This window comes from Parablautia muri, from assembly GCF_009917485.1.
Classification (GTDB): Bacteria; Bacillota; Clostridia; order Lachnospirales; family Lachnospiraceae; genus Suilimivivens; species Suilimivivens muri.
Window position 1 is genome coordinate 88,023 of the sequence record NZ_QZDT01000004.1, and the last position, 24,615, is coordinate 112,637.

Genomic DNA, 24,615 nt, shown 5'->3' on the forward strand with positions numbered 1-24,615 from the left:
CGCTGGCAAGAATGGAGGATATTCATGAGAGAACAGATTTTATCTATTATAGAAAAAAGCAGCCGGATAGAAGTAAAGGAGCTGGCGGTTATTTTAGGAGTGGAGGAAATTGACATTGCCAATGAATTAAAAGCGATGGAGGAGGAAGGTATTATCTGCGGTTATCATACCATGATTGACTGGGAGAAAACCTCTATTGAAAAGGTAACTGCTTTAATTGAAGTGCGTATCACCCCCCAGCGAGGGCAGGGATTTGACCGTATTGCCGAGAGAATTTACAAATATTCCGAAGTAAACAGCGTATATCTTATTTCAGGCGGATATGATCTTTTAGTAACGCTGGAAGGAAAATCGCTAAAGGATGTTTCCAGCTTTGTCTCCGACAGGCTTTCCACCCTGGATGGAGTGCTGAGCACGGCAACGCATTTTATTTTAAAGAAATATAAAGACCACGGCACAATATTGACCAAAAAATATGAAGATACAAGGGAGAAAGTGACACCATGAGAAATCCGTTATCAGATATCATCACAGAAATCAAGCCCTCTGGTATCCGAAAATTTTTTGACATAGTTAGCGAGATGGAGGATGCTATATCGCTTGGCGTTGGGGAGCCTGACTTTGATACCCCATGGCATATAAGAGATGAGGGCATTTACTCCCTGGAAAAGGGACGCACATTTTATACCTCAAATGCCGGACTTAAGGAATTAAAAGTAGAAATTGCAAACTATCTGTACAGAACACAGAAAATTTCCTATGATGCTGGAAAAGAGGTGATTGTCACAGTGGGCGGTTCGGAGGCCATTGACATTGCATTGCGTGCAATGGTTAATCCGGGGGAGGAAGTGTTGATCCCACAGCCCAGCTATGTTTCCTACGAGCCATGCGCAATTTTGGCGGGCGGGGTTCCGGTGATTATCGAGCTTAAGGAAGAAAACGAGTTCAGGCTGACCGCACAGGAGCTTCGGGATGCCATTACGGACAAAACCAAAATTTTAATCCTTCCCTTCCCGAATAATCCAACCGGTGCAATTATGGAAAAAGAGGATTTGGAGGCTATTGCGGAGGTGATTCGCGAAAAGGACATTTTCGTGCTATCAGATGAAATTTATGCTGAGCTGACCTACAAAGGAAAGCATGTATCCATAGCAAGTCTGCCGGGAATGCAGGAGAGAACGGTTTTGATCAACGGTTTTTCGAAGGCTTATGCAATGACGGGCTGGCGCCTTGGCTATGCCTGCGCGCCTGAGCGTATCATGGAGCAGATGCTTAAAATCCACCAGTTCGCCATCATGTGCGCCCCCACCACCAGCCAATATGCAGCGGTAGAAGCTCTCCGCAACGGGGACGAGGACGTGGTCATGATGCGGGAGGCTTACAACCAGAGAAGAAGATTCCTGATGCATTCCTTTCAGGAGATAGGCCTGAAATGCTTTGAACCCTATGGCGCCTTTTACGTATTTCCCTGTATCAAGGAATTTGGAATGACCAGTGACGAATTTGCAAATAGACTGCTTCAGGAAGAAAAAGTAGCCGTGGTACCAGGCACTGCATTTGGCGACTGCGGGGAAGGTTTCCTGAGAATTTCCTACGCATATTCTTTAGAAAACCTGAAAATTGCTCTGGATAAAATCAACGCATTCATCACAAGACTCAGAAATCAGAAATAGTTATTAGGAGTGAAGTTTCCTGCTTGAACACGAAAGTGCCCAAAGCAGGAAACTTTTTTACTACAATAGGCCGGCTGGCGAAGTGTGAGAGCATTTGTTCGTGCCACATTATGAGGGAGCTAAAAAAGAAACCTACTTAATAAAAAATTGATATTAGTTCATTTCTTTTTTATGGAATAATTAACAGGGTTGTGCTACAATAAAAATCGGTATTTGCAAACGGTAAGAAAAGCACCATCTGGCGGGGAGAAAACGGGTAAAACTTATGAGAGTGGGATTTGATAATGAAAAGTACTTAAAGATGCAGTCAAAGCGTATTGAGGACAGAATCAACCAATTTGGAGATAAGCTGTATCTTGAGTTTGGAGGTAAGCTTTTTGATGATTTCCACGCGTCCAGGGTTTTGCCGGGGTTTGAGCCCGACAGCAAGCTTCGTATGCTGATGAAGCTTGCTGACAGAGTGGAAATTGTGATTGTAATAAATGCCGCGGATATCGAAAAAAATAAAATACGCAGTGACTTAGGGATAACCTATGATGAAGATGTCCAAAGGCTGAAAAAGGAATTTGAGGACAGAGGCTTTTATGTGGGCAGTGTGGTGATGACCCACTATGCAGGCCAGGCAAGAGCAGCCGATTTTAAAGAAAGATTGGAAAAAAGAAATGTGAAGGTATATCTTCACTATACAATAGAAGGATATCCCAACAATATACCGTTAATTGTCAGCGATGAAGGCTATGGGAAAAATGAGTATATCGAAACAACAAGGCCTCTTGTGGTGGTAACCGCACCGGGCCCTGGAAGCGGGAAAATGGCCACCTGCTTATCCCAGCTTTATCATGACCATAAAAGAGGGATCAAGGCAGGATATGCCAAATATGAAACCTTTCCCATATGGAATATTCCGCTGAAGCATCCGGTCAATCTTGCTTATGAAGCGGCTACTGCGGATTTAAACGATATTAATATGATTGACCCTTTCCATTTAGAGGCCTATGGGGAGACAACGGTCAACTATAACCGGGATATTGAGATATTCCCGGTGCTGAATGCAATTTTTGAGGGGATTTACAAGGAAAATCCTTACAAATCGCCTACGGATATGGGCGTAAACATGGCGGGCAACTGTATTGTGGATGATGAGGTCTGTTCTCAGGCTTCTTATCAGGAAATCATCCGCCGGTACTACACGGCCATGAATGATGTAATCAGGGGCAAGGCCAAGGAAAATGATGTTTATAAGATAGAGCTGTTGATGAAGCAGGCCAAAATCAGCACAGATGACAGGAAAGTAACGGTTGCGGCCAAAGATAGGGCGGAGAGGCTGGGGGTTCCCACAGCGGCTATAGAGCTTTCCAGCGGAAGGATTATCACTTCTAAGACTACGGCTTTGCTGGGAGCATCGGCCGCCCTGCTTTTAAATGCCCTTAAATTTTTGGGTGGAGTAGACCATGACATCCGTCTGATTTCTCCTGAAGCAATTGAGCCCATACAGGAATTAAAAACGAAATATCTGGGTGGGAAGAACCCGCGCCTTCACACAGATGAAGTGCTGATTGCCCTTTCCATCTCTGCCATAAATGATAAATATGCAAAAACAGCATTAGAGCAGCTCCCAAAGCTGAAAGGATGCCAGGTACATACCTCGGTGATGCTTTCGGAGGTAGATATTAAAACATTTAAAAAGCTGGGCGTAGATTTGACCAGCGAACCAATTATAAAAGGAAAGAGTAACTAAATGAGTGAAAACAATTTGAATCAGTACGAGGGCGGCCCCGGAGGGAATGGAGGACCGTCCGGCCCGGGGGGAAACGGTTCCGGGGGGAATAGCGGTTCTGGCAAGGATCCGCGAAAACAAAATATTATCATGTTTGTTATTGCAGCGCTTTTATCACTTCTCTTAGTCAGTTCTTTTGTGAAGCTGCTGACAGGGGACTCGGAGCAGGAGATTTCCTACAATGAATTTATCCAAATGCTGGAGGATGGCAAGATAGAGACGGTGCTGATTGGAACAGACAGGGTATATGTGCAGCCTAAGGCGGATAAGATGCCCCAATCTCCTGTTCTTTATTTGTACGGTATGAATTCTTCCGTAAGTTATTATACGGGTAAAATTGAAGATGATGACACATTAACAGCGCGCCTCTTAGAGCATGGTGTGGAGGTGAAAGGACAGGTGGCGGATGGAACCAGTGCAATAATCAGCTTTCTGCTTTCTTATGTATTTCCCTTCATCTTAATGTGGGTACTCCTTAGCCTCCTTTTTCGAAAGATGTCAAAGGGAGGAGGCCCAATGGGAGTAGGAAAAAGCAATGCAAAGGTCTATGTACAGAGGGAGACTGGCGTTACCTTTAAGGATGTGGCCGGTGAGGACGAGGCAAAGGAGTCTTTGCAGGAGGTGGTTGACTTTCTGCACAATCCGGGGAAATACGTGAAAATCGGAGCGAAGCTGCCTAAAGGCGCGTTGCTGGTAGGACCTCCCGGAACAGGAAAAACACTGCTTGCGAAAGCTGTGGCGGGAGAGGCGAAGGTGCCCTTTTTCTCCCTTTCCGGTTCGGATTTTATAGAATTGTATGTAGGTGTTGGCGCCTCCCGTGTAAGGGATTTGTTTAAAGATGCTACGAAGAATGCCCCTTGTATTATTTTTATTGATGAAATAGATGCCATTGGACGAAGCCGTGATAATAAGTATGGCGGCGGCAATGAGGAACGGGAACAGACCTTAAATCAGCTTTTGTCTGAAATGGATGGATTTGATACTTCTAAAGGAATTTTGGTGCTTGGAGCCACCAACCGGCCGGAGATACTGGATAAAGCCCTTCTGCGTCCGGGACGTTTTGACAGAAGAATTATCGTGGATAAGCCGGATTTAAAGGGCAGGGTGGAAATCTTAAAAGTGCATGCCAAGGATGTACATTTGGACATGAGCGTGGATTTAGATGCGATTGCCCTTGCCACCAGCGGCGCTGTGGGAGCAGACCTTGCCAATATGATCAACGAAGCAGCTATCAATGCGGTGCAGCACGGCAGAGAGTATGTGACACAGAAGGACTTATTTGACGCAGTGGAGCAGGTCTTAGTGGGAAAAGAAAAGAAAGACCGTATTATGAGCAAGGAAGAACGAAAAATTGTTTCCTACCACGAAGTGGGGCATGCGCTCATAAGTGCCCTGCAGAAAAATTCGGAGCCGGTACAAAAGATTACGATTGTGCCCAGAACCATGGGAGCCCTTGGGTATGTTATGCATGTGCCTGAGGAGGAAAAGTACCTTCAGACCAAAGAGGAACTTCACGACAGGCTGGTGAGTCTGCTTGGAGGCCGGGCAGCCGAGGAGCTTGTGTTCGGCAATGTGACCACAGGTGCGGCCAATGATATTGAGCAGGCAACCAACATGGTTTCCAATATGATTACGCGCTTTGGTATGAGTAAGCGTTTCGGACTTATGGGGCTTGCAACGGTGGAAAGTGAATATTTAGGCGGCGGAGCGAGACTTACCTGTAGCGACAGGACGGCAGCAGATGTGGACACGGAGATTATGGAAACACTAAAAGAGTGCTACGAGGAAGCGAAGGAATTGCTGTCAGGCAACAGGGACTTGATGGATAAATTAGCTGCCCATCTGATTGAAAAAGAAACAATCAGCGGCAAGGAATTTATGAAAATTTACCGGAAGGAAAAAGGGATTCCGGAGCCGGAGGAAGAGGATAAAGAAAATCAAGGCAAAGCTGATAAAGAGGATGTAAAGAGTCTGGGGACTCCTTCTGATGAGGACGGGACTAAAAAGCCGGAAGATGGAAGCATTCAGGATTACAGTTATAGTGCCAAAGAAGGGGAAGGCAAGGATAATCCGCCCCAAAATGACAGTGGAGAAAGTCACACAACCGGCCGATTTTCCAATGCGTCATCGGACTTTTTTTGGAATGACAAAGAGTCCTAAAAGTAAAAGAGTTAAAGATATTTTTTATAGCAAACGGCATTTTTCGTGTCGTTTGCTATAAGTATTTCAGGGTAACAGTTTTCGTTGAATTTTGCTTGTGCCCAAATTTGTGGGCTGCATACAAGAATAGGAAATTAAAATCTATGTTTGATATTCAAGAAGAATTAAAAAAGCTCCCCAATTGTCCGGGCGTATACATCATGCGTGATGGAATGGACAACATCATTTATGTAGGGAAGGCAGTCAATCTGCATAACCGGGTTAGGTCATATTTCAGAAAAAAAATTGGCAGGGGGCCGCAGATTGATAAGATGGTGAGTCTGATTTATCGTTTTGAATATATTATTACAGATTCGGAATTAGAAGCACTGGTGCTGGAAAACAATCTTATTAAAGAGCACAGCCCCAAATACAACACGCTGCTTAAGGATGACAAGACTTACCCATATATTAAGGTCACTGTGGGGGAAGCTTACCCACGGGTATTATTTTCCAGACAGATGAAAAAGGACCGATCCAGATATTTCGGTCCCTACACAAGCGCTGCAGCGGTAAAGGACACTATCGATTTAATTAACAAACTTTATCAGCTGCGAACCTGTAGCAAAAGCCTGCCCAAGGAATGTGGCAACGACAGGGCCTGCCTCAATTATCACATTAAGCAGTGTGTGGCGCCCTGTCAGGGGAACATTCCAGAGGAGGCATATCGAGAAAGAATAAAAAAGGCTCTGGACTTTTTAAACGGAAGCTATCAGGAAACCTTAAAGGAATTAGGAGAGAGAATGCAGGAAGCCTCCGAAAAGCTTGCCTTTGAGGATGCAATACGGTACAGAGATTTATACAACAGTGTAAAGCAGATCGCCTCCAAGCAAAAAATCACGGACAGTGATGGGGAGGATAAGGACATTATTGCACTGGCGGCAGATGAGCAGGATGCGGTGGTGCAGGTATTTTTTGTCAGAGACGGGAAGCTGATAGGCAGGGAACACTTTTATATGATGCATGTGTCCGGCACGCCCCGGGCGCAGATTCTGCTGGATTTTGTAAAGCAGTTTTATGCCGGAACACCTTTTATTCCCCGGGAGCTTATGCTTCAGGAGGAGATAGAGGATATGGAGGTAATAGAGCAGTGGCTCACCAAAAGGAAGGGGGCCAGGGTATATATAAAAGTGCCAAGAATCGGAAGCAAGGAAAAGCTGGTGGAACTGGCTGCTAAAAACGCTATGCTGGTGTTAAGCCAGGACAAGGAGCGAATCAAAAGGGAAGAAGGCAGAACCATTGGCGCGGTCAAAGAGATTGCCGGACTTTTGGGACTTGAAAATGTAAGCCGAATGGAGGCTTATGATATTTCCAATATCAGCGGTTTTGCCAATGTGGGATCCATGGTGGTTTATGAGAAAGGAAAGCCTAAGCGCAGCGATTACAGGAAATTCCGGATTAAAACGGTTTCAGGACCGGATGACTATGCGTGTATGCGGGAGGTTTTAACCAGAAGATTTCTACACGGAATGGATGAGCAAAAGAAGCTGGAAGATAAAGAAATGGAAAAGGAATATGGCAGTTTCACTAAATTTCCGGATTTGCTTTTAATGGACGGCGGAAAGGGCCAGGTAAATATTGCGCTGCAGGTGCTTTCGGAATTACATTTGGATATTCCGGTTTGTGGTATGGTGAAGGACGATAATCATAATACCAGAGGATTGTATTATAATAATGAAGAAATAGGAATCGACAGAGGCAGCGAGGGCTTTAAGCTCATTACAAGAATCCAGGATGAAGCCCACAGATTTGCAATAGAATACCATAGATCCCTTCGGTCGAAGGCTCAGGTGAAATCTGTCCTGGATGAAATACCAGGGATAGGGCCTTCGCGGAGAAAAGCATTGATGAGACGGTTTAAATCGATAGATGAGGTGAAAAATGCAGATGTGGAGACCCTTGCAGGGGTGGATGAAATTCCGGAATCGGTGGCTGTGGGGATTTATGAATTTTTCCATGGGGATTCTTCGCCGGAAAAGGAATTTTAGGCATAGCCTTTTTGCACATTGGTTATAAATAAGGTGTTTTTTTTGTGCTATTGAGATTAGAGATTTTCTGTGATAAAATATCTACAATATTTGTTCCCGCAGATGGCGGGCTGCCGTTTGATATGGGGATTTAAATGGTGTAAAAAGCGGAATGAGAAAATGAAGGTGAGGAAAGGGAGTGGGGTATGGCTAGCGTAAAGTTAGAACGCATAATTGAGAAAATGAAACTGGAAAATCTGACGCCGGAGTTGGATATTTCTAAAATTAAGATTACACAGCCGGATATTAACAGACCGGCCTTGCAGGTAGCAGGGTATTTTGAGCATTTTGAGGCTACCAGGTTACAGATTATTGGATTTGTGGAATATACTTATATGGAAAGTTTACCCAGGGAGCGCCAGGAGGAAATATACACCAGAATTCTTTCCTGTGATATTCCTGCTTTTGTTTTTTGCCGGGAATTAAAGCCCAATGAGCTTTTTACGAAAATAGCAATTGAGAATAACGTTCCTATTTTGATGACGAAAAAGGCAACTTCCGCTTTTATGGCTGAAATTATCAGGTGGCTGAATGTAAAGCTTGCGCCTTGCATTTCTGTCCATGGGGTGTTGGTAGATATTTTTGGTGAGGGCGTTCTGATTACGGGTGAGAGTGGAATTGGCAAGTCTGAGGCGGCTTTAGAGCTTATTAAGAGGGGACACCGTCTTGTGACAGATGATGCTGTTGAAATCCGAAAGGTAAGTGATGATACACTGGTGGGCTCAGCGCCGGATATTACCAAACATTTTATTGAACTTCGGGGTATTGGGATTGTGGATGTCAAGATGCTGTTTGGTGTATCCAGTGTCAGAGATACCCAGACCATTGACCTAGTGATTCGATTGGAGGATTGGGATAAGGAGAAGGAGTACGACAGACTGGGCCTTGAGGAGGAATATACGGAGTATTTGGGGAATAAAGTGGCATGCCATAACATTCCCATAAGGCCAGGCCGTAATCTTGCCGTGATCTGTGAATCCGCAGCGATTAATCATCGTCAGAAAAAGATGGGTTACAACGCAGCACAGGAGCTATATAGAAGGGTCCAGGAATCTCTATTAAGGAAGCGGGAGGAAGACGAGGACGATTAAAATTTGTAACAATTCAGCTAAGGCTGCAGATGAATTGTTATAAAAATTTTTCCTGATGAAGGCATAAAATAAAAGAACAATAATAAAGATAAAGAGAGGGCTATTTATGAGCAAATATGTATTTGGAGTGGACATTGGCGGAACAACAGTAAAGCTTGGTTTCTTTGATGTGGAGGGAAACCTTCTGGACAAATGGGAAATCCCTACAAGAACGGAGGAGGACGGCAGTCATATTCTTCCTGATATTGCAAAGAGCATCCAGGAAAAAATTGCGGAAAAGCAGGTTAACGTTTCAGAAGTGGCAGGCGTTGGCGTGGGGGCTCCCGGGCCTATTGACAGTGAGGGTGTTGTGCACAAGGCGGTGAATTTAGGATGGGGAACCTTCAGTATCAAAAATACATTGGAGGATATTCTGCATGTGCCTGTTATGGCAGGAAATGATGCGAATGTGGCAGCTCTTGGAGAAATGTGGAAAGGTGGCGGCCAGGGAAGTAAGAATCTGATTGTGGTGACGCTTGGCACAGGTGTTGGCGGCGGCATAATTGTAGAAGGCAAGGTGCTGACAGGAGCCATAGGCGCAGGCGGTGAAATCGGACACATTCATGTGGAGGATGATGAGGCAGAGTGCTGCGGGTGCGGTAATAAGGGATGTCTTGAGCAATATGCATCTGCAACAGGGATTACAAGGCTGGCAGTAAGAAAGCTGGCAGAAAGTGATAAAGAAAGCATTCTTCGTGGGGGTGAGATCAGTGCAAAAACTGTTTTTGATGCAGTCAAGCAAAAGGATGCCCTTGCCATAGAGATTGCGCAGGAGTTTGGAAAATATCTGGGAGATGGCCTGTCCGTAATCGCAGGCGTTGTGAATCCGGAAACGATTGTAATTGGCGGCGGCGTATCAAAGGCAGGGGAAGTCTTGATGGAGTATATCAAGCCCCATTTTATTAAAAATGTTTTTCATGCCAACAGGGATGTAAAGTTTGCGCTTGCAACCCTGGGGAATGACGCAGGTATATATGGCTCTGCCAAGCTGGTGCTTGAGGCTTAAGAGAGCAAATGATTGATTGGAATGGTATCGGAGGCTTTGCCTGGATACGCAAAGGGTGTAAAGGTGGAAAAAATCAGTTCAGCAATTCATGAATTTATTAAGGCCAATGTGCCAGGGGAGGATATTCTCTTAGATGAACCTATGTGTAAACATACGACCTTCCGGGTGGGAGGCAGGGCGCAGTGCCTGGTGCGGATCAGCAGTATCAGACAGCTTGAGAAGCTGATCCCTTATTTGAAGACAGTGGGTGTTCCCTATTTCGTGTTGGGAAATGGAAGTAACCTTCTGGTAGGAGATAAAGGGTACAAAGGAATTGTTTTGCAGATTGGAAGTAAAATGGGAACCGCTATGGTAGAGGGCGCCTGCATCAGGGCAGGCGCAGGCCTTGCTATGATTCAGGCGGCCAGATGTGCCCAGGAAAACGGGCTTTCCGGCCTTGAATTTGCCTCGGGGATTCCGGGAACTTTAGGGGGCGGTATCGTGATGAATGCCGGTGCTTATGGCGGAGAGATGAAGCAGGTTGTCAAGGAGGTAACGGTTTTAAGCGATCAGGGTGAAATTCTTACCCTTGACAATGCATCCATGGAATTTGGCTATCGTACCAGCGTCATAAAAAACAGACCTTTTGTGGTGATAGGTGCGTTACTTGGGCTTGTTCCGGGAAAGAAAGAAGAAATTTTTGAAAGGATGGAGGCGCTTGCCAAAAAGAGGAGAGAAAAGCAGCCTATTGAGTATGCCAGTGCAGGCAGCACTTTTAAAAGACCGGAAGGATATTTTGCAGGGAAACTGATTATGGACACCGGACTGAAAGGATACCGGGTTGGCGGGGCTATGGTTTCGGAAAAACACTGTGGGTTTGTAATCAATACCGGCACTGCCACAGCGGCGGATATTGCGCAGGTAATCTGGGAAGTACAGGAAAGGGTTAAGGATAAATTTGGAGTCACCCTTGAAAAGGAAGTAATTTTTCTGGGTGATTTTTAAGGAGGTACGGCATGCGTTTTGTGGTTGTAACGGGTATGAGCGGCGGCGGAAAGAGCACGGCAATGCGGATGTTGGAAGATGCCGGTTTTTATTGTGTGGATAATCTTCCGGTTCCTCTTATTGAGAAGTTCGTAGAGCTGATTGCTGTACCCGGCGGCGAGGTTAGAAAGGTGGCCTTAGGACTGGATGTGCGGGCGGACCAATCTTTTGGAGAGACCCAGGAGATACTTGAGAAGCTGAAAGAGAACGGTTATGTTTTTGAAGTTCTCTTTATGGAGGCAAGCGATGGGACGCTTCTTAAACGTTATAAGGAAACCAGAAGAATGCATCCTCTTTCCCCGGATGGCCGGATAGAGGACGGCGTCAAAAAGGAACGGACTATTTTAAGTGCGATTAGAAATAAGTCAGATTATGTAATCGATACCTCCAATTTGCTGACAAGGGAATTGAAGGAGGAACTGGATCGTATTTTTGTGCGGAATGAGGAATACCACAATCTGATGGTTACGATTTTGTCCTTTGGATTTAAACATGGCATTCCGGCAGATGCAGATCTGGTTTTTGATGTGAGATTTTTGCCCAATCCTTTTTATATAGATGAGTTGAAATATAAGACAGGAAATGATAAGGAAGTACAGGACTATGTTATGAGCTTTTCGGAAGCGCATACGTTTATTGATAAGCTTGCGGATATGATAGAATTTTTAATTCCCAATTATATCAAAGAAGGTAAGTACCAGCTGGTGATTGGGATTGGCTGTACCGGGGGAAAGCACAGAAGCGTTACGTTAGCCAACAAATTATATGGACGCATGAAAGATAAAAGCGGATATGGAATCAAGATTGCGCATCGGGATGTGGGACAAGGAGTATAGATTGAAAAATCAGAGATTTTTCAATCAACAAATTTGTGCTTGCGCCTAAATTTGCGGGCTGTTGGCAAGAATGGGGGATTAATGTGAAGAGAAGTTCTAAGACGTCAAAAAATGCCGTCTAAGAACAACATAACAACATTTAGAAAAATGCCAAAATAGGGCATTTTTCTGTTGGATGGATATAAAGGTGAGTATATGTCATTTTCAACGGATGTGAAGGAAGAATTGGAAAAAATAGTACCGGAACCGAGACATTGCCAATTGGCAGAGCTGGCGGCTTTGATTCATTTTGGATGTAAGATTGATCCGTCTGGCTGGGAGGGTAATAAAAAAGTCAGCGCGGATGAACTTAAAAACATTTCCATATGTCCCGAAAATCCATTTGTAGTAAGAAAGTACTTTACATTATTGAAGAAAACATTTATTATTAATAATGCGGTTAAAGTATTACAGGCGGTTAAAATTTTAGATGAAACCGGATATATGCATGAGCTTTCAGAGCAGGTTAACCCGCTGCTTTTAAAAAATAGTTGTTGTAGACGGGCATTCCTCAGGGGTGTTTTTTTATGTATCGGTTCCATGAGCGACCCCAAGAAAGGATATCATTTGGAGTTTGTGTGCGAACATGAACCACAGGCTCTGCAGATTAGACAGACCGTCTCCAGCTTTGAAATTGAAGCCAAAATTGTCAGACGGAAGAAGTATTACGTAGTGTATTTAAAGGAAGGCGCGGGAATCGTTGATTTGCTAAATGTAATAGGAGCGCATATTTCCCTGATGGAGCTTGAGAGTCTCAGAGTTGAAAAAGAAGTGAGAAATTCCATTAACAGGAAAGTGAATTGTGAAGCAGCTAATATTACGAAGACGGTTTATGCTGCCAGCAAACAGATAGAGGATATTCTTTTTTTGCAGAAAAATTATGATTTGTCAAATCTGCCGGAACATTTAAGGCAGATGGCAGAAGTTAGGCTTGAACATCCGGAAAATTCTCTTCAGGAATTAGGTCAGTACCTTAATCCACCAGTAGGCAAGTCTGGTGTGAACCATAGATTACGAAAGCTCAGTGATATGGCTGAAAAGATTAGGGGGTAAAGGAGGATTTGTTATGAGTGAAAAATTTATCAAAATTCAGTTAAGCGGTGGACTTGAAGCCAGACCCATAGCAATGCTGGTACAGGTAGCCAGCCAGTATGAGAGTTCTGTTTACCTTGAAGCAGAAGGAAAGAAAGTGAATGCAAAAAGTATTATGGGCATGATGAGTCTTGCTTTGGACAATGGAGAGTCAGTAAAGGTAATAACAAACGGGGAAGACGAGCAGGAAGCAATGAGCGGAATGGAAGAATACCTGAGCGGAGAAAGAAAACAGGACTGATTAAGAGGGAAGTATAAGGGCAGAGCATACGCTTTGCCTTTTTTTGCTAGGTAAGCCGGTTAACGAAGAAGGACAATGCTTTGGCAAGCCGGCTGATGAAAAGAGATCGTGTTTGACAGATTGCCTTGCGGAGGATATGCTATGGAAAAGAAAAAAATGCTTTTTATCTATAATCCCAGAGCGGGAAAGGCGAAAATCAGAAGCAATTTGCTGGATATCATTGATATTTTTACGAAGGCGGGATTTGAAGTGGTTGCTTATCCTACCCAGTCTAAGGGAGATGGGATTAAAGCGGTCAAAGAAAGAAAGCTTGGGTACTATGATATCATCGCCTGCAGCGGCGGGGATGGCACATTGGATGAAGTGGTGACAGGAATGATGCAGTGTGAAAGAAGAATTCCAATCGGTTATGTGCCTGCCGGGAGCACCAATGATTTTGCCAAAAGTCTTCATATCCCTAAGAATATGATTGACGCAGCTCATGCAATTGTGGACGGAGAAAGCTTTGGATGTGACATTGGTTCCTTTAACAATGATATTTTTGTTTATATCGCGGCGTTTGGAATTTTTACCGATGTATCTTATGAAACCCGTCAGGATATGAAGAATATTTTAGGCCATATGGCATATATATTAGAGGGTATGCGGCGGCTTTCGGCGGTAAAATTTTATGAAATGAAAATAGAGGGTGACGAGTTTTCAGTGGAAGGTGAGTTTCTATTTGGCATGGTTACGAATTCTATTTCAGTAGGAGGCTTTAAGAACATTACAGGAGAAAATGTGAAGCTAGATGATGGAGAGTTCGAGGTCACCTTGATTAAAAAGCCCTCCAATGCTATGGAATTAAACTTAATTATGGCCGCTTTAGTAAACCGAAATATAAATACGGACTGCATGTACTGTTTTAAGGCCAAAACACTTAAAGTATATTCACAAGAGGAGGTTGCCTGGACATTAGATGGAGAATTCGGCGGTAAGCATAAAGAGGTAAAGATTCAAAATCAGAAACAGGCATTGCGTATCCGGATACCAATGTGTGAAAAGTAACGAACTGTTACGAAAAGTTGTCAAATATTTATAAAATTTATTCCATTTTCATGCAGAATGGAGTATAATTAAGGACAACCAGAGTGTTATAAATTTAACGGAGGTAAACAAAATGTTAGTATCAGCAACAGAAATGCTTCAAAAAGCAAAAGCAGGCCACTATGCAGTTGGTCAGTTCAACATTAATAACCTTGAGTGGACCAAGGCCATCCTGTTAACAGCACAGGAAAACAATTCACCTGTTATCCTTGGCGTATCCGAAGGTGCAGGTAAGTACATGGGCGGATATGATGTGGTAGTTGGTATGGTGAAAGGCCTTATCAAAGATCAGAATATTACAGTTCCTGTAGCCCTTCATTTAGACCATGGCAGCTATGAGCACTGCTATAAATGTATCGAAGCTGGTTTTTCATCTGTTATGTTTGATGGTTCCCATTATCCGATCGAAGAAAATGTAGCTAAGACAAAAGAATTAGTTGCAGCAGCACATGAAAAAGGAATCTCCATTGAGGCAGAGGTTGGCTCTATCGGCGGCGAAGAAGACGGTGTAGTTGGTATGGGTGAGTGCGCAGATCCCAATGAGTGTAAAGCGATCGCTGATTTGGGAATTGATTTCCTGGCAGCCGGGATTGGTAACATTCATGGTAAATATCCTGCAAACTGGCAGGGATTATCCTTTGAGACTTTGGATGCGATCCAGAAACTGACAGGAGATATGCCTTTGGTTCTGCATGGTGGTACAGGAATCCCTACGGAAATGATTCAGAAGGCAATTTCCTTAGGCGTTGCAAAGATTAACGTAAACACAGAATGTCAGTTGTCTTTTGCAGCTGCTACACGTAAGTACATTGAAGCAGGCAAGGATTTGGAAGGCAAGGGATTTGACCCTCGTAAGCTTCTTGCTCCTGGCTTTGAAGCAATCAAGGCTACTGTTAAGGAAAAGATGGAAATTTTTGGTTCTATTGGAAAAGCTTAACAGAATAAGATTTCAGCATCAAAATAAAGGCTGCCCATATGATGAGATGGACAGCCTTTTAAGTGTAATAAGCAGCTTTTGAGATGAGACCGGATTTCATATAACAAACCGGTTTATGAAGGAGAACATATTTCATACAATAAGCCGGCTTGCAGAGCATGGCGGCATTTTATAAATAAGGAGGGAATCGTAGTGGGTAAGAAATGGAGTGTAAAAATTGATGAGAGAGCGTATGACATTGAATTGAAAGGCAGAAAACTGATGGTGAATGGCGATGTCCTGAAATTAAGCCAGTATAAGAAAAAAACAGGACTGACACATGAAGAATATGAAGTTCCGATTGGTTCTAAGAAGGCTCTTCTGGTGATGAAAAATTTAAGCGCTCCTGTTCTTGCAATTGATAATAGGGACTGCGCTACAGGAGAGGAATATGTACCCATTAAAATGCCGGCATGGTCTTATGTATTTTTGGTATTGCATTGTCTGAATTTCTTTAATGGAGCTTTAGGAGCTTTACTGGCAATTATTGGAATTGCCTTGACAACGTCAATTTCTTGTAACAGAAAAATGAATGTGGCAGTAAGAGTGCTGCTAAATGTGGCAGTCGTGATAATTTCGGTGATTCTGGTATTTGGGATAGCGCTTCTTATAGCGGGCATTTAAGAAAGTGGATATTAGATATCTAGGAGGAAGCAGATGAATATATTTAAGGAAATGGCACTTTCTATCTACAGCTACAAAAGCTATAAGGAATTTTTAAACAACAAAAAGTCTAAGGTTTTTTTATTTGGCATTGTGCTGATGCTGATTTACTTTGCGATAACAATGCTGATTCCATTTGCAAAATTTCAGATTCGTACAGGTGGTATAGGCGCATTGCTGGATGAAAATATTCCGGATTTTGAGCTTTCAGACGGAGAACTGTGGGTGGAAGACGTAATCGAATATGATGAGGGCAGTACCTATGTGTGTATTGATACCGACCCTGAATATGTGTTTTATGATGCAGATGAGATGGAGGAGTACCTTTACAGCTACACCAATGTTATCCTGATGGATTCGGAAAAAATGATTTTAAAGTCCAGCGGAGAGGTGCAGGGATTTTATTTCTCAGATCTGGATTTTGCGTGTGACAAGGAAGACTGGATGCGGTGGGTGCCATTTATCAACCTAATCATTGTGATGTTTATGATTTTGGCATACATCTGGATGAGTGCCTTGTTTTTCTTCGGCGTATTGTTTGTAGCGCTTCTGGGTATGGTTGCAGCTTCCTGTATGAAGCATCAGATAACCTTTGGGCAGTTGTATCTTTTGGGAATTTACAGCAGAACGCTGCCGCTGCTTATAAAGGCGGTGATATCCTTCCTGCCAATTAATATTCCATTTTTTGTAATCATTAATTTTGGGATTTCTGTGTTTATTATCGTACGCGCCATTCAAAATCTGAAAGAACAGCAGTTAAATAAGCCGTTGGAATTTAGGACAGATACAGGGTATCATGGTGAGAATCATATAAACGGAGATGGTAGTAACGGCAGTAATGGGAATGATTTTTCCTGGATGAAATAGCGTGATAGGGCAATGAAAGGGGCTGTCGCATTTTGCGGCAGCCCCTTGCTTATACAAAATTTATTCCTATGAGCGAAGCGTTGAAAAGATGTGGGGCATCCATTTGACCAATGCCGCGCATTTTTTGACTTATTATGCAAGATCCTGCTCTAAGGATTTTTCCTGCATGTTCTGAATGGCGGGATCAAAGGAGAGCATTGGCTTTGCATTTACATCTGTTTTTGTGACCTTGCGGGCCAGATAATTTTTTGTGATGGCAAATACGGTGCCGGAAAGCGCAAGAACGCCAATCAGGTTGGGAATGGCCATGAGAGCATTTAAAGTATCGGCAATTGCCCATGCCAGATCAAAGCTCATGGTAGCGCCAAATACGATACAAACAACAAAGATAATTTTGTATACAATCGTTGCTTTTGTGCCAAATAAGTACTCGCAGGATTTGGTACCGTAGAAGGACCACCCTAAAACGGTAGAAAAAGCAAACAGGCAAATGGCAATTGCAACAAAGCTTCCGGCTAGTGTGCCGAGACCTTGTGAGAGGGCCTCACTTACCAAAGAAGCGCCAGTCGTAGAGGTGAGTACTTCACCTGTTTCAAGGTCAATCAAGCCGGAGCACAGTACGGTAAAGGCTGTCAGAGTACAAACTACAATGGTGTCAAAGAATACCTCAAAAATGCCCCACATACCCTGGACAATGGGCTCTTTTACGTTGGAAGCCGAATGAACCATAACAGAGGAGCCAAGTCCTGCTTCATTGGAGAAAACACCACGCTTAAAGCCCATGGTCATAGCCTGCTTAATCATGATACCAACAGTGGCGCCTGCAATAGGGCGAAGGCCAAAGGCATTGGCGAAGATAGCAGCAAACACGGCAGGAACAGATGTGATGTTCATAACTAGCACAATTACGGTGCCAAGTATGTAAGCGCATGCCATAAGGGGAACAATTTTTTCCGTCACATTACCGATTGCTTTAATTCCGCCCAGGATAACCAGTGCGGCAACAACGGCGATGATGATGCCGGTTGCAATGGGGGGAATCTTAAAGGTATCCTGCAGAGAGCTTGCGATTTCATGTACTTGTGTCATATTGCCGATTCCGAAGGAAGCAAATACACAGAAAAGGGCGAAAAGTATGGCCAGGGGTTTTGCAAAAATACCGATTCCTTTTTTCCCTTTTAATCCGTCCTGCAGATAATACATAGCACCCCCGGACCATTCATCTTTTTCGTTTTTACGCCGGTAATAGATACCCAGTACATTTTCGGAATAGTTGGTCATCATACCAAACAGTGCCGAAAGCCACATCCAGAATACCGCTCCGGCGCCGCCTGTGATGATGGCGCCTGACACACCGGCAATATTTCCCACACCTATGGTAGCAGCTAAGGCAGTAGAGAGCGCCTGAAACTGAGAGATAGAATTTTCATTTTTGTCCGTGTGGGCAGTTACATGCTTTTTCTTAAAAATTGCAAGGAAGGTTTCATTCATCCAGTGTTTTATGTGGGTAATCTGGAAAAACTTCATTCCCACCGTCATGTAAATACCTGTGCCTATAATCAGGATTAGCATAGGGATACCCCATACCACACCGTTTATAGCACCGTTTACCGTTGCGATAACGCTCATAACATTTTCCATAATCATCCTCCGTTCTTGCCAGCTGCAATGCGAGAAAATTTACCTGTTTTCACATTGTCTTCTGTTTTAAGTTAAAAAAAGAGAATTTACTTTACCAGTAAATCCTCATTGATTCGTATATTACTATACAGGAAAAAGAGAAAAAGCACAAGTATAAAATGCGGAAAACCATTAGAAAGGGAGGATGCCAAGTAAACGGCATGTTTACTTGGCATTTATTATGAAAAAGTTATTAATAAATCAATTACTTGTGTATGGCGTTTGTTTTTGTTCTTTGTTGTATCTTATGATGTTAGTATAGGATACAGAAATGTCTAAAGAATGTAATTGCGATTAAGTTTTTTTAAATTAAGTATGAACAAAATATGAACGTATAATTTTGTGAATTTAGTACCGTTCCGGTTCAGGATATTCTACTCCAAAGCATTCTACGGTGACTTCTTTCATTACCTGATTTTGAAGAGGCCTGTCATTGTAATCAGTAGCTGTCTCAGCAATGCGATTCACCGCATCCATACCTTCAATTACTTTTCCAAAAGCAGCATATTGTCCATCTAAATGAGGACTATTCTTATGCATAATAAAAAATTGAGATCCGGCTGAATCTGGCGCCATACTTCTAGCCATGGAAAGAACACCTTCCGTATGCTTTAAACAATTTTCTACGCCGTTTGCAGAAAATTCACCTTTAATGCTGTAACCGGGACCGCCGCAGCCGTTGCCATCCGGATCCCCTCCCTGAATCATAAACCCACGGATGACACGGTGAAAAATTAGTCCGTCATAAAAATTTTTGTGAATCAAACTGATAAAGTTGTTCACGGAGATGGGAGCAACATCGGGATAAAGTTCCGCCTTAATCATATCTCCATTTTCCATTGTAATTGTCACAACAGGATTTTGAGCCATAGTGATAACTTCCTTTCTTTTCGTTATAAAATACAGTATTATAGTAATTACGGTATTTATTTTATAGGAAGTGAAGGAACATTACAATGCTAAAATATATCTTATTCTTATTATCCGAAGAATATTATAAAGTTGTCTATCAACGAAAGAGTGAAATCTGTGAAAATATACGTCCGAAACAGGTGGAGATAAAAGTAAAAAGAGCAGCAGAGATACAAAAATCAGGTGGAGAGGCACACAGATTGGAAAATCGAAGATTTGAAACATTGGCGATAACTGATATCCCGGATGCTGCCAGCCAACTCCTAAAGGAGGGCTGGTATGTGGTTGCTTTGTACCATGAAGGGAATCGAAAGGAAAGCTTTCCTTCCGTGCAATATGGTATGGAAGATATATTTCAAGTGGAGTATCAGACTTATGAAGCAGCATATAAAAGGATGGCAGGTCTGCCCTGGGATATTTTTGAGACAGAGCGGTTAAGGGTCCGTGAGAGTACGGTAGAGGATGTAGAGGCATTTTATCGGATTTACAGTGAACCATCTGTGACCTTTTATATGGAGGATTTGTACGAGGACAAAGAACTGGAACAAGACTATATGAAGGCATATATTGATCAAATTTATGGGTTTTATGGCTACGGATTGTGGTCAGTGCTCTTAAAAGAAACAGGCCGGGTGATTGGCCGGGCGGGCTTAAGCGTCCGCAAAGGCTATGAGCTGCCGGAGCTTGGATTTGTGATAGATGTGACGCATCAGCATAAAGGATATGGATTTGAAGTTTGTACAGCTATTCTTGCCTATGCAAAAAAAGAGCTTGCTTTTGGGCAGGTACAGGCGCTTGTTGATAAAGACAATCTTGTTTCAAAAAAGCTGCTTGATAAACTGGGATTTATATTTGACAGCAGAGTCAGTGTGGAATGTCATAATTATGAATTATTTATAAGAACTCTATAAAAAACTCTATAAAAAATACAAAAAAAGATTGACAGGAAATAAACAGGGTGCTATTATGTCATACGAAGCGAAGGTGCTGTGGAATAGCCATAGCACTTTTTTTATTCAATAAACTGATTCGCAGGATATGACGCATTTGACAAATATTTTAAGAAAAGCGGAGCAAAGGAGCTTGTATAAGGCAAGGCCTTTGCTCCGCTTTTTCGTTAAGCTGACATAGAGCGGGTCAGGGTTTGATGAGGAGGAAAAATTATGACAGAAGAAATTATGAGCGCCGTAAGTGGTGAAGTATTTAGTGTCTGGTTCCTGATTGGAGCCGCGCTGGTATTTTGGATGCAGGCAGGCTTTGCAATGGTGGAGACCGGTTTTACCAGAGCAAAGAATGCAGGAAACATACTGATGAAAAATCTGATGGATTTTTGTATCGGCACGGTTGTTTTTATTTTGATTGGCTTTGGCTTGCTGCTAGGTGAAGATGTGATGGGCTTTATAGGAAAGCCCGGTTTTGACATTTTTACTTCCTATGGGGATTTTGACTGGTCCAATTTTGTGTTTAACCTTGTATTTTGTGCAACCACTGCGACTATTGTTTCCGGTGCAATGGCCGAAAGAACAAAATTTATATCCTACTGTATTTATTCGGCGATTATTTCAGCTTTGATTTATCCAATTGAAGCACACTGGATCTGGGGTGGCGGCTATCTGGCACAGATGGGTTTCCATGATTTTGCAGGCTCCTGTGCGATTCATATGGTGGGCGGCATTTCGGCCTTGATTGGCGCTAAGGTGCTTGGTCCCCGAATTGGAAAATTCGTAACGGATAAGAGCGGAAAGGTTACAAAGGTAAACGCTTTTCCCGGACATAATCTTCCGATTGGATGTCTTGGAGTGTTTATTTTGTGGCTGGGCTGGTACGGGTTTAATGGGGCTGCCTGTACCAGTGTGGAACAGCTTGGCTCTGTATTTGTGACAACAACGGTTGCACCTGCAATTGCCACTGTGGTTTGTATGGTATTTACCTGGATTAAATATGGCAAGCCAGATGTATCTATGAGTTTAAATGCTTCTTTGGCAGGGTTGGTTGCCATTACGGCGCCCTGTGACGTGACGGATGTGGCCGGCTCTCTTATCATAGGGGCGGTTGCAGGCCTTTTGGTAGTGTTTGGCGTATGGTTTTTGGATTATAAATTACATATTGACGACCCTGTAGGAGCAGTTGCGGTGCACTGTTTAAATGGAATCTGGGGCACGATTGCGGTAGGTCTTTTTGCAACCACATCAGCGCCTTTAAATGACAGCGTAGCAGGCCTTTTCTATGGCGGCGGTTTTAGGCAGCTGGGGATTCAGCTGACTGGAACTTTGGCAGTGGCAATATGGACAGCGGTTACAATTACAATTGCCTTTCTGATTATCAAGGCTTCAATTGGACTTCGGGCCAGTCAGGAAGAAGAAATTATAGGACTGGATTCCTGTGAGCATGGCCTTAGCTCCGCTTATGCAGGCTTTAGCATTATGGATATTTCCAATACAATGACAATGGAAGTAAATGAAAATACAAGCCTTGGAACGGAAGATTATGAGGCTGCTTCTTCTGCCCAAAAGGCAGCGGCAGTGAAGGTTGTGGCGCCTGATACAGAACCTACCGGAATTTATAAAGTGGCAATTATCGCGAAACTGTCCAGATATGACAGCTTAAAGAAAGCTATGAACGATTTGGGCGTAACCGGTATGACAGTGACGCAGGTCATGGGATGCGGTGTTCAGAAAGGCGCAGGGGAGATGTACCGCGGCGTTGAGCTTGACGCAACTTTGCTTCCTAAAGTTAAGGTGGAGGTGGTTGTCAGCAAAATCCCTGTTGACGCAGTAATAGAGGCGGCGAAAAAAGCTCTTTATACCGGACATATTGGCGATGGAAAGATTTTTGTATACCATGTTGGAAAGGTGGTTAAGATACGTACCGGAGAGGAAGATTTTGACGCTTTACAGGACGTGGAATAAAATTGCTATTATCTAATCCCTTAGTTTTCGTATAAAAAGGCAATCCCCAGGCGCTCCACCGCCTGGGGATTTGCCGCTTTTGATATAGACGGCATACCAGGCTAAAGCAGGTATATCCTTGAAATTCCCAATGATTCTAGTAAAAATCCCCAAAAATTCCATTCATAAATTCATTTCTATGGATATATTTGATAATATTTGACAATATAAAGTGTTTGTGATAGGCTAACAATATATTGGATAATGTTTATACGCAAAAATCAAACGCTGCCATGCATTGCAAGTCGGCTTATTGATCAAACACCGCTATGCACTGCGGGCCGGCTTATTGAGGAAGAAATGTGACAAAGGGCTGTCTTCTGTCAACGGATAGAAGGCAGTTTTTGTTAACGTTCGGCCGGCCTGGTTTGTTGCGCAGACTTACGCGAATTTCGAAAGAATATGGAGTGGTTCATTTAGGAGGGAATTGGACATGAATAAAGGAAAGTATTACATGACAACAGCTATTGCATATACTTCGGGGAAACCGCATATCGGCAATAGTTATGAAATTGTGCTGGCTGACAGTATTGCCAGATTTAAGAGAAAAGACGGCTATGATGTATATTTCCAGACGGGCACCGATGAGCACGGACAGAAGATTGAGTTAAAAGCGCAGGAGACGGGGGTTACGCCTAAGGAATATGTGGACGGTATAGCAGGCACCATTAAGAATCTGTGGAATTTAATGGATACTTCTTACGACCATTTTATCCGCACAACGGATGATTACCATGAAAAACAGGTTCAAAAAATTTTTAAAAAGCTTTATGAGCAGGGAGATATTTACAAAGGCGCTTACGAGGGGCTTTACTGTACGCCCTGCGAGTCCTTCTGGACAGAATCCCAGCTTGTGGATGGCAAATGTCCTGACTGCGGCAGGGAGGTGAAACCGGCCAAGGAGGAGGCATATTTTTTTAAGATGAGTAAGTATGCGGACAGACTGATTGCGCATATCAACAGCCATCCGGAATTTATTCAGCCCGTATCCCGCAAAAACGAAATGATGAATAATTTTCTTCTTCCCGGGCTTCAGGATTTGTGTGTTTCGAGAACTTCCTTTCAATGGGGGATTCCGGTGGACTTCGATAATAAACATGTGATTTATGTATGGCTTGATGCGTTAACCAATTATATCACAGGCATTGGCTATGAATGCGGAGGGGATAGTACGGAGCAATATCATAAACTATGGCCTGCTGATTTACATTTGATAGGAAAAGATATCATTCGTTTCCATACGATATACTGGCCTATTTTCCTGATGGCCTTAGGAGAGCCGCTGCCGAAGCAGATTTTTGGACATCCATGGCTTTTGCAGGGAGATGGAAAGATGAGTAAGTCCAAAGGGAATGTACTTTATGCGGATGATTTGGTAGATTTCTTTGGGGTTGATGCAGTCCGTTATTTCGTGCTTCATGAAATGCCTTTTGAAAGTGACGGCACGATTTCATGGGAGCTGATGGTTGAGAGGATCAATTCAGACCTTGCCAACACCCTTGGAAATTTAGTTAACAGAACCATTTCCATGAGTAATAAATATTTTGGCGGCGTAGTGGCTGATAAAGGATGGGGCGAGGATGTGGACAAAGACCTTAAGGCAGTTGCAGTCAGCGCCTATGAAAAGGCAGCGGCTAAAATGGAAGAACTGCGGGTGGCGGATGCCCTTACGGAAATCTTTGCGCTGTTTAAACGCTGCAATAAGTATATTGATGAAACGGAGCCATGGGTGCTTGCCAGAGATGAGGCAAAAAAAGACCGATTGTCCACAGTGCTTTATAATCTGGTTGAGAGCATTATAATCGGGGCATCTTTACTTGAGCCTTTCATGCCCTCTACGGCAAAGAAAATTGCCGGGCAGCTTAACACAGAGCTTAGAGGGTTTGATGAGCTTATAGAGTTTGGAAAGTATTCCTCGGGCAATGAGGTGACAAAGAAGCCTGAAATTCTCTTTGCGCGTCTGGATGTGAAGGAAGTTGTGGAGAAGGCGGAGGCCATGTTTGAGGAAAGAAAAAAGACAGCCGGAAAGGAACAGACGGGGGATAATAAGGATAGCGGGCAGGAAACCGCACAAGGGATCGATCTTGAGCCCAAGGCGGAAATTACGTATGACATGTTTGACAAAATGCAGTTCCAGGTTGGGGAGATCATAGCCTGTGAGGAGGTTCAAAAGTCAAAGAAGCTGCTGTGTTCGCAGGTACGCATAGGCAGCCAGGTAAAGCAGATTGTTTCCGGTATTAAGCAGCATTACAGCGCTGAAGAGATGGTGGGCAAAAAGGTTATGGTGCTGGTTAACTTAAAACCCGCTACCTTGGCAGGAGTGGTTTCCGAGGGGATGCTGCTGTGCGCAGAGGATGCGGAAGGAAATCTGGCGCTGCTTACGCCGGAAAAGGAAATGCCTTCAGGTGCAGAAATTTGTTAGAGTATTTTAGGGGAAGCT

Annotated in this window: 20 protein-coding genes; 18 read left to right on the plus strand and 2 right to left on the minus strand. The window is 43.4% G+C overall.

From position 1 onward, the window contains the following. Positions 1 to 24: 24 nt before the first annotated feature. The 15 genes from D5281_RS04395 to D5281_RS04465 all read left to right on the plus strand — a co-directional run bounded on the left by D5281_RS04395 (position 25) and on the right by D5281_RS04465 (position 16,635). Positions 25 to 507, plus strand: coding sequence for an Lrp/AsnC family transcriptional regulator (locus D5281_RS04395; protein WP_160558932.1), 483 nt, complete (start codon positions 25 to 27; stop codon positions 505 to 507). Then, positions 504 to 1,673, plus strand: a complete 1,170-nt coding sequence (locus D5281_RS04400) for an aminotransferase class I/II-fold pyridoxal phosphate-dependent enzyme (protein ID WP_160558933.1) — start codon at positions 504 to 506, stop codon at positions 1,671 to 1,673. Before D5281_RS04395 ends, D5281_RS04400 begins: the two co-directional genes overlap by 4 nt. 265 nt (positions 1,674 to 1,938) lie before the next feature. Continuing rightward, positions 1,939 to 3,411: a DUF1846 domain-containing protein gene (locus D5281_RS04405; protein ID WP_160558934.1), complete on the plus strand. Its 1,473-nt coding sequence runs from the start codon at positions 1,939 to 1,941 to the stop codon at positions 3,409 to 3,411. A gap of 129 nt (positions 3,412 to 3,540) precedes the next feature. Beyond that, on the plus strand, positions 3,541 to 5,610 hold the full coding sequence (gene ftsH / locus D5281_RS04410; protein WP_277935172.1) for an ATP-dependent zinc metalloprotease FtsH: 2,070 nt from the start codon (positions 3,541 to 3,543) through the stop codon (positions 5,608 to 5,610). Between the two features lie 143 nt (positions 5,611 to 5,753). Further along, positions 5,754 to 7,637, plus strand: a complete 1,884-nt coding sequence (gene uvrC / locus D5281_RS04415) for an excinuclease ABC subunit UvrC (protein WP_160558936.1) — start codon at positions 5,754 to 5,756, stop codon at positions 7,635 to 7,637. A gap of 185 nt (positions 7,638 to 7,822) precedes the next feature. Beyond that, the gene (hprK, locus tag D5281_RS04420) at positions 7,823 to 8,767 is read left to right on the plus strand and encodes an HPr(Ser) kinase/phosphatase (RefSeq protein ID WP_160558937.1); all 945 of its coding nucleotides are present in this window, start codon (positions 7,823 to 7,825) and stop codon (positions 8,765 to 8,767) included. A 106-nt stretch (positions 8,768 to 8,873) separates the two neighbouring features. Further along, positions 8,874 to 9,812 carry an ROK family glucokinase gene (locus D5281_RS04425; RefSeq protein WP_160558938.1) on the plus strand — a complete coding sequence of 313 codons (939 nt, stop codon included), beginning with the start codon at positions 8,874 to 8,876 and terminating at the stop codon, positions 9,810 to 9,812. 21 nt (positions 9,813 to 9,833) lie between these two features. Then, entirely contained in the window at positions 9,834 to 10,796 is a 963-nt protein-coding gene (gene murB, locus D5281_RS04430) for a UDP-N-acetylmuramate dehydrogenase (RefSeq protein WP_160559007.1), read from the plus strand. Between the two features lie 11 nt (positions 10,797 to 10,807). After that, positions 10,808 to 11,671 carry an RNase adapter RapZ gene (gene rapZ / locus D5281_RS04435; protein WP_160558939.1) on the plus strand — a complete coding sequence of 288 codons (864 nt, stop codon included), beginning with the start codon at positions 10,808 to 10,810 and terminating at the stop codon, positions 11,669 to 11,671. Between the two features lie 195 nt (positions 11,672 to 11,866). After that, complete coding sequence (gene whiA / locus D5281_RS04440; protein WP_160558940.1) at positions 11,867 to 12,763, plus strand: DNA-binding protein WhiA; 897 nt, start codon at positions 11,867 to 11,869, stop codon at positions 12,761 to 12,763. A 13-nt stretch (positions 12,764 to 12,776) separates the two neighbouring features. Further along, the gene (locus D5281_RS04445) at positions 12,777 to 13,043 is read left to right on the plus strand and encodes an HPr family phosphocarrier protein (protein ID WP_160558941.1); all 267 of its coding nucleotides are present in this window, start codon (positions 12,777 to 12,779) and stop codon (positions 13,041 to 13,043) included. 141 nt (positions 13,044 to 13,184) lie between these two features. Further along, positions 13,185 to 14,090 (plus strand): diacylglycerol/lipid kinase family protein, encoded by a 906-nt coding sequence (locus D5281_RS04450; RefSeq protein WP_160558942.1) that lies wholly within the window; start codon positions 13,185 to 13,187, stop codon positions 14,088 to 14,090. Between the two features lie 112 nt (positions 14,091 to 14,202). Next, on the plus strand, positions 14,203 to 15,066 hold the full coding sequence (fba, locus tag D5281_RS04455; protein WP_160558943.1) for a class II fructose-1,6-bisphosphate aldolase: 864 nt from the start codon (positions 14,203 to 14,205) through the stop codon (positions 15,064 to 15,066). A gap of 192 nt (positions 15,067 to 15,258) precedes the next feature. Then, on the plus strand, positions 15,259 to 15,729 hold the full coding sequence (locus D5281_RS04460) for a hypothetical protein (protein ID WP_160558944.1): 471 nt from the start codon (positions 15,259 to 15,261) through the stop codon (positions 15,727 to 15,729). A 33-nt stretch (positions 15,730 to 15,762) separates the two neighbouring features. After that, entirely contained in the window at positions 15,763 to 16,635 is an 873-nt protein-coding gene (locus tag D5281_RS04465) for a DUF1189 domain-containing protein (protein ID WP_160558945.1), read from the plus strand. 132 nt (positions 16,636 to 16,767) lie between these two features. Here the strand turns inward: D5281_RS04465 and D5281_RS04470 are convergent, their stop codons facing one another. Together D5281_RS04470 and D5281_RS04475 are read right to left on the minus strand one after the other, a co-directional pair. Continuing rightward, positions 16,768 to 18,276, minus strand: coding sequence for an alanine/glycine:cation symporter family protein (locus D5281_RS04470; protein ID WP_160558946.1), 1,509 nt, complete (start codon positions 18,274 to 18,276; stop codon positions 16,768 to 16,770). 387 nt (positions 18,277 to 18,663) lie between these two features. Next, positions 18,664 to 19,185 carry a peptidylprolyl isomerase gene (locus tag D5281_RS04475; RefSeq protein ID WP_160558947.1) on the minus strand — a complete coding sequence of 174 codons (522 nt, stop codon included), beginning with the start codon at positions 19,183 to 19,185 and terminating at the stop codon, positions 18,664 to 18,666. An 86-nt stretch (positions 19,186 to 19,271) separates the two neighbouring features. Between D5281_RS04475 and D5281_RS04480 the strand changes: the two genes are divergently transcribed. The 3 genes from D5281_RS04480 to metG all read left to right on the plus strand — a co-directional run bounded on the left by D5281_RS04480 (position 19,272) and on the right by metG (position 24,597). Further along, on the plus strand, positions 19,272 to 20,138 hold the full coding sequence (locus D5281_RS04480; protein WP_160558948.1) for a GNAT family N-acetyltransferase: 867 nt from the start codon (positions 19,272 to 19,274) through the stop codon (positions 20,136 to 20,138). 252 nt (positions 20,139 to 20,390) lie between these two features. Further along, positions 20,391 to 22,136, plus strand: a complete 1,746-nt coding sequence (locus D5281_RS04485; RefSeq protein ID WP_160558949.1) for an ammonium transporter — start codon at positions 20,391 to 20,393, stop codon at positions 22,134 to 22,136. Positions 22,137 to 22,608: 472 nt separating this feature from the next. Then, positions 22,609 to 24,597 (plus strand): methionine--tRNA ligase, encoded by a 1,989-nt coding sequence (metG, locus tag D5281_RS04490; RefSeq protein WP_160558950.1) that lies wholly within the window; start codon positions 22,609 to 22,611, stop codon positions 24,595 to 24,597. The last annotated feature ends 18 nt before the right edge of the window (positions 24,598 to 24,615 follow it).

Bases quoted from the DNA above. Each gene is read 5' to 3' on its own strand.
- D5281_RS04395 (WP_160558932.1), top strand. From the start codon at position 25: ATGAGAGAACAGATTTTATCTATTATAGAAAAAAGCAGCCGGATAGAA.
- D5281_RS04400 (WP_160558933.1), top strand. From the start codon at position 504: ATGAGAAATCCGTTATCAGATATCATCACAGAAATCAAGCCCTCTGGT.
- D5281_RS04405 (WP_160558934.1), top strand. From the start codon at position 1,939: ATGAGAGTGGGATTTGATAATGAAAAGTACTTAAAGATGCAGTCAAAG.
- ftsH (WP_277935172.1), top strand. From the start codon at position 3,541: ATGTTTGTTATTGCAGCGCTTTTATCACTTCTCTTAGTCAGTTCTTTT.
- uvrC (WP_160558936.1), top strand. From the start codon at position 5,754: ATGTTTGATATTCAAGAAGAATTAAAAAAGCTCCCCAATTGTCCGGGC.
- hprK (WP_160558937.1), top strand. From the start codon at position 7,823: ATGGCTAGCGTAAAGTTAGAACGCATAATTGAGAAAATGAAACTGGAA.
- D5281_RS04425 (WP_160558938.1), top strand. From the start codon at position 8,874: ATGAGCAAATATGTATTTGGAGTGGACATTGGCGGAACAACAGTAAAG.
- murB (WP_160559007.1), top strand. From the start codon at position 9,834: ATGGTATCGGAGGCTTTGCCTGGATACGCAAAGGGTGTAAAGGTGGAA.
- rapZ (WP_160558939.1), top strand. From the start codon at position 10,808: ATGCGTTTTGTGGTTGTAACGGGTATGAGCGGCGGCGGAAAGAGCACG.
- whiA (WP_160558940.1), top strand. From the start codon at position 11,867: ATGTCATTTTCAACGGATGTGAAGGAAGAATTGGAAAAAATAGTACCG.
- D5281_RS04445 (WP_160558941.1), top strand. From the start codon at position 12,777: ATGAGTGAAAAATTTATCAAAATTCAGTTAAGCGGTGGACTTGAAGCC.
- D5281_RS04450 (WP_160558942.1), top strand. From the start codon at position 13,185: ATGGAAAAGAAAAAAATGCTTTTTATCTATAATCCCAGAGCGGGAAAG.
- fba (WP_160558943.1), top strand. From the start codon at position 14,203: ATGTTAGTATCAGCAACAGAAATGCTTCAAAAAGCAAAAGCAGGCCAC.
- D5281_RS04465 (WP_160558945.1), top strand. From the start codon at position 15,763: ATGAATATATTTAAGGAAATGGCACTTTCTATCTACAGCTACAAAAGC.
- D5281_RS04470 (WP_160558946.1), bottom strand. From the start codon at position 18,276: ATGGAAAATGTTATGAGCGTTATCGCAACGGTAAACGGTGCTATAAAC.
- D5281_RS04475 (WP_160558947.1), bottom strand. From the start codon at position 19,185: ATGGCTCAAAATCCTGTTGTGACAATTACAATGGAAAATGGAGATATG.
- D5281_RS04480 (WP_160558948.1), top strand. From the start codon at position 19,272: ATGCTAAAATATATCTTATTCTTATTATCCGAAGAATATTATAAAGTT.
- D5281_RS04485 (WP_160558949.1), top strand. From the start codon at position 20,391: ATGACAGAAGAAATTATGAGCGCCGTAAGTGGTGAAGTATTTAGTGTC.
- metG (WP_160558950.1), top strand. From the start codon at position 22,609: ATGAATAAAGGAAAGTATTACATGACAACAGCTATTGCATATACTTCG.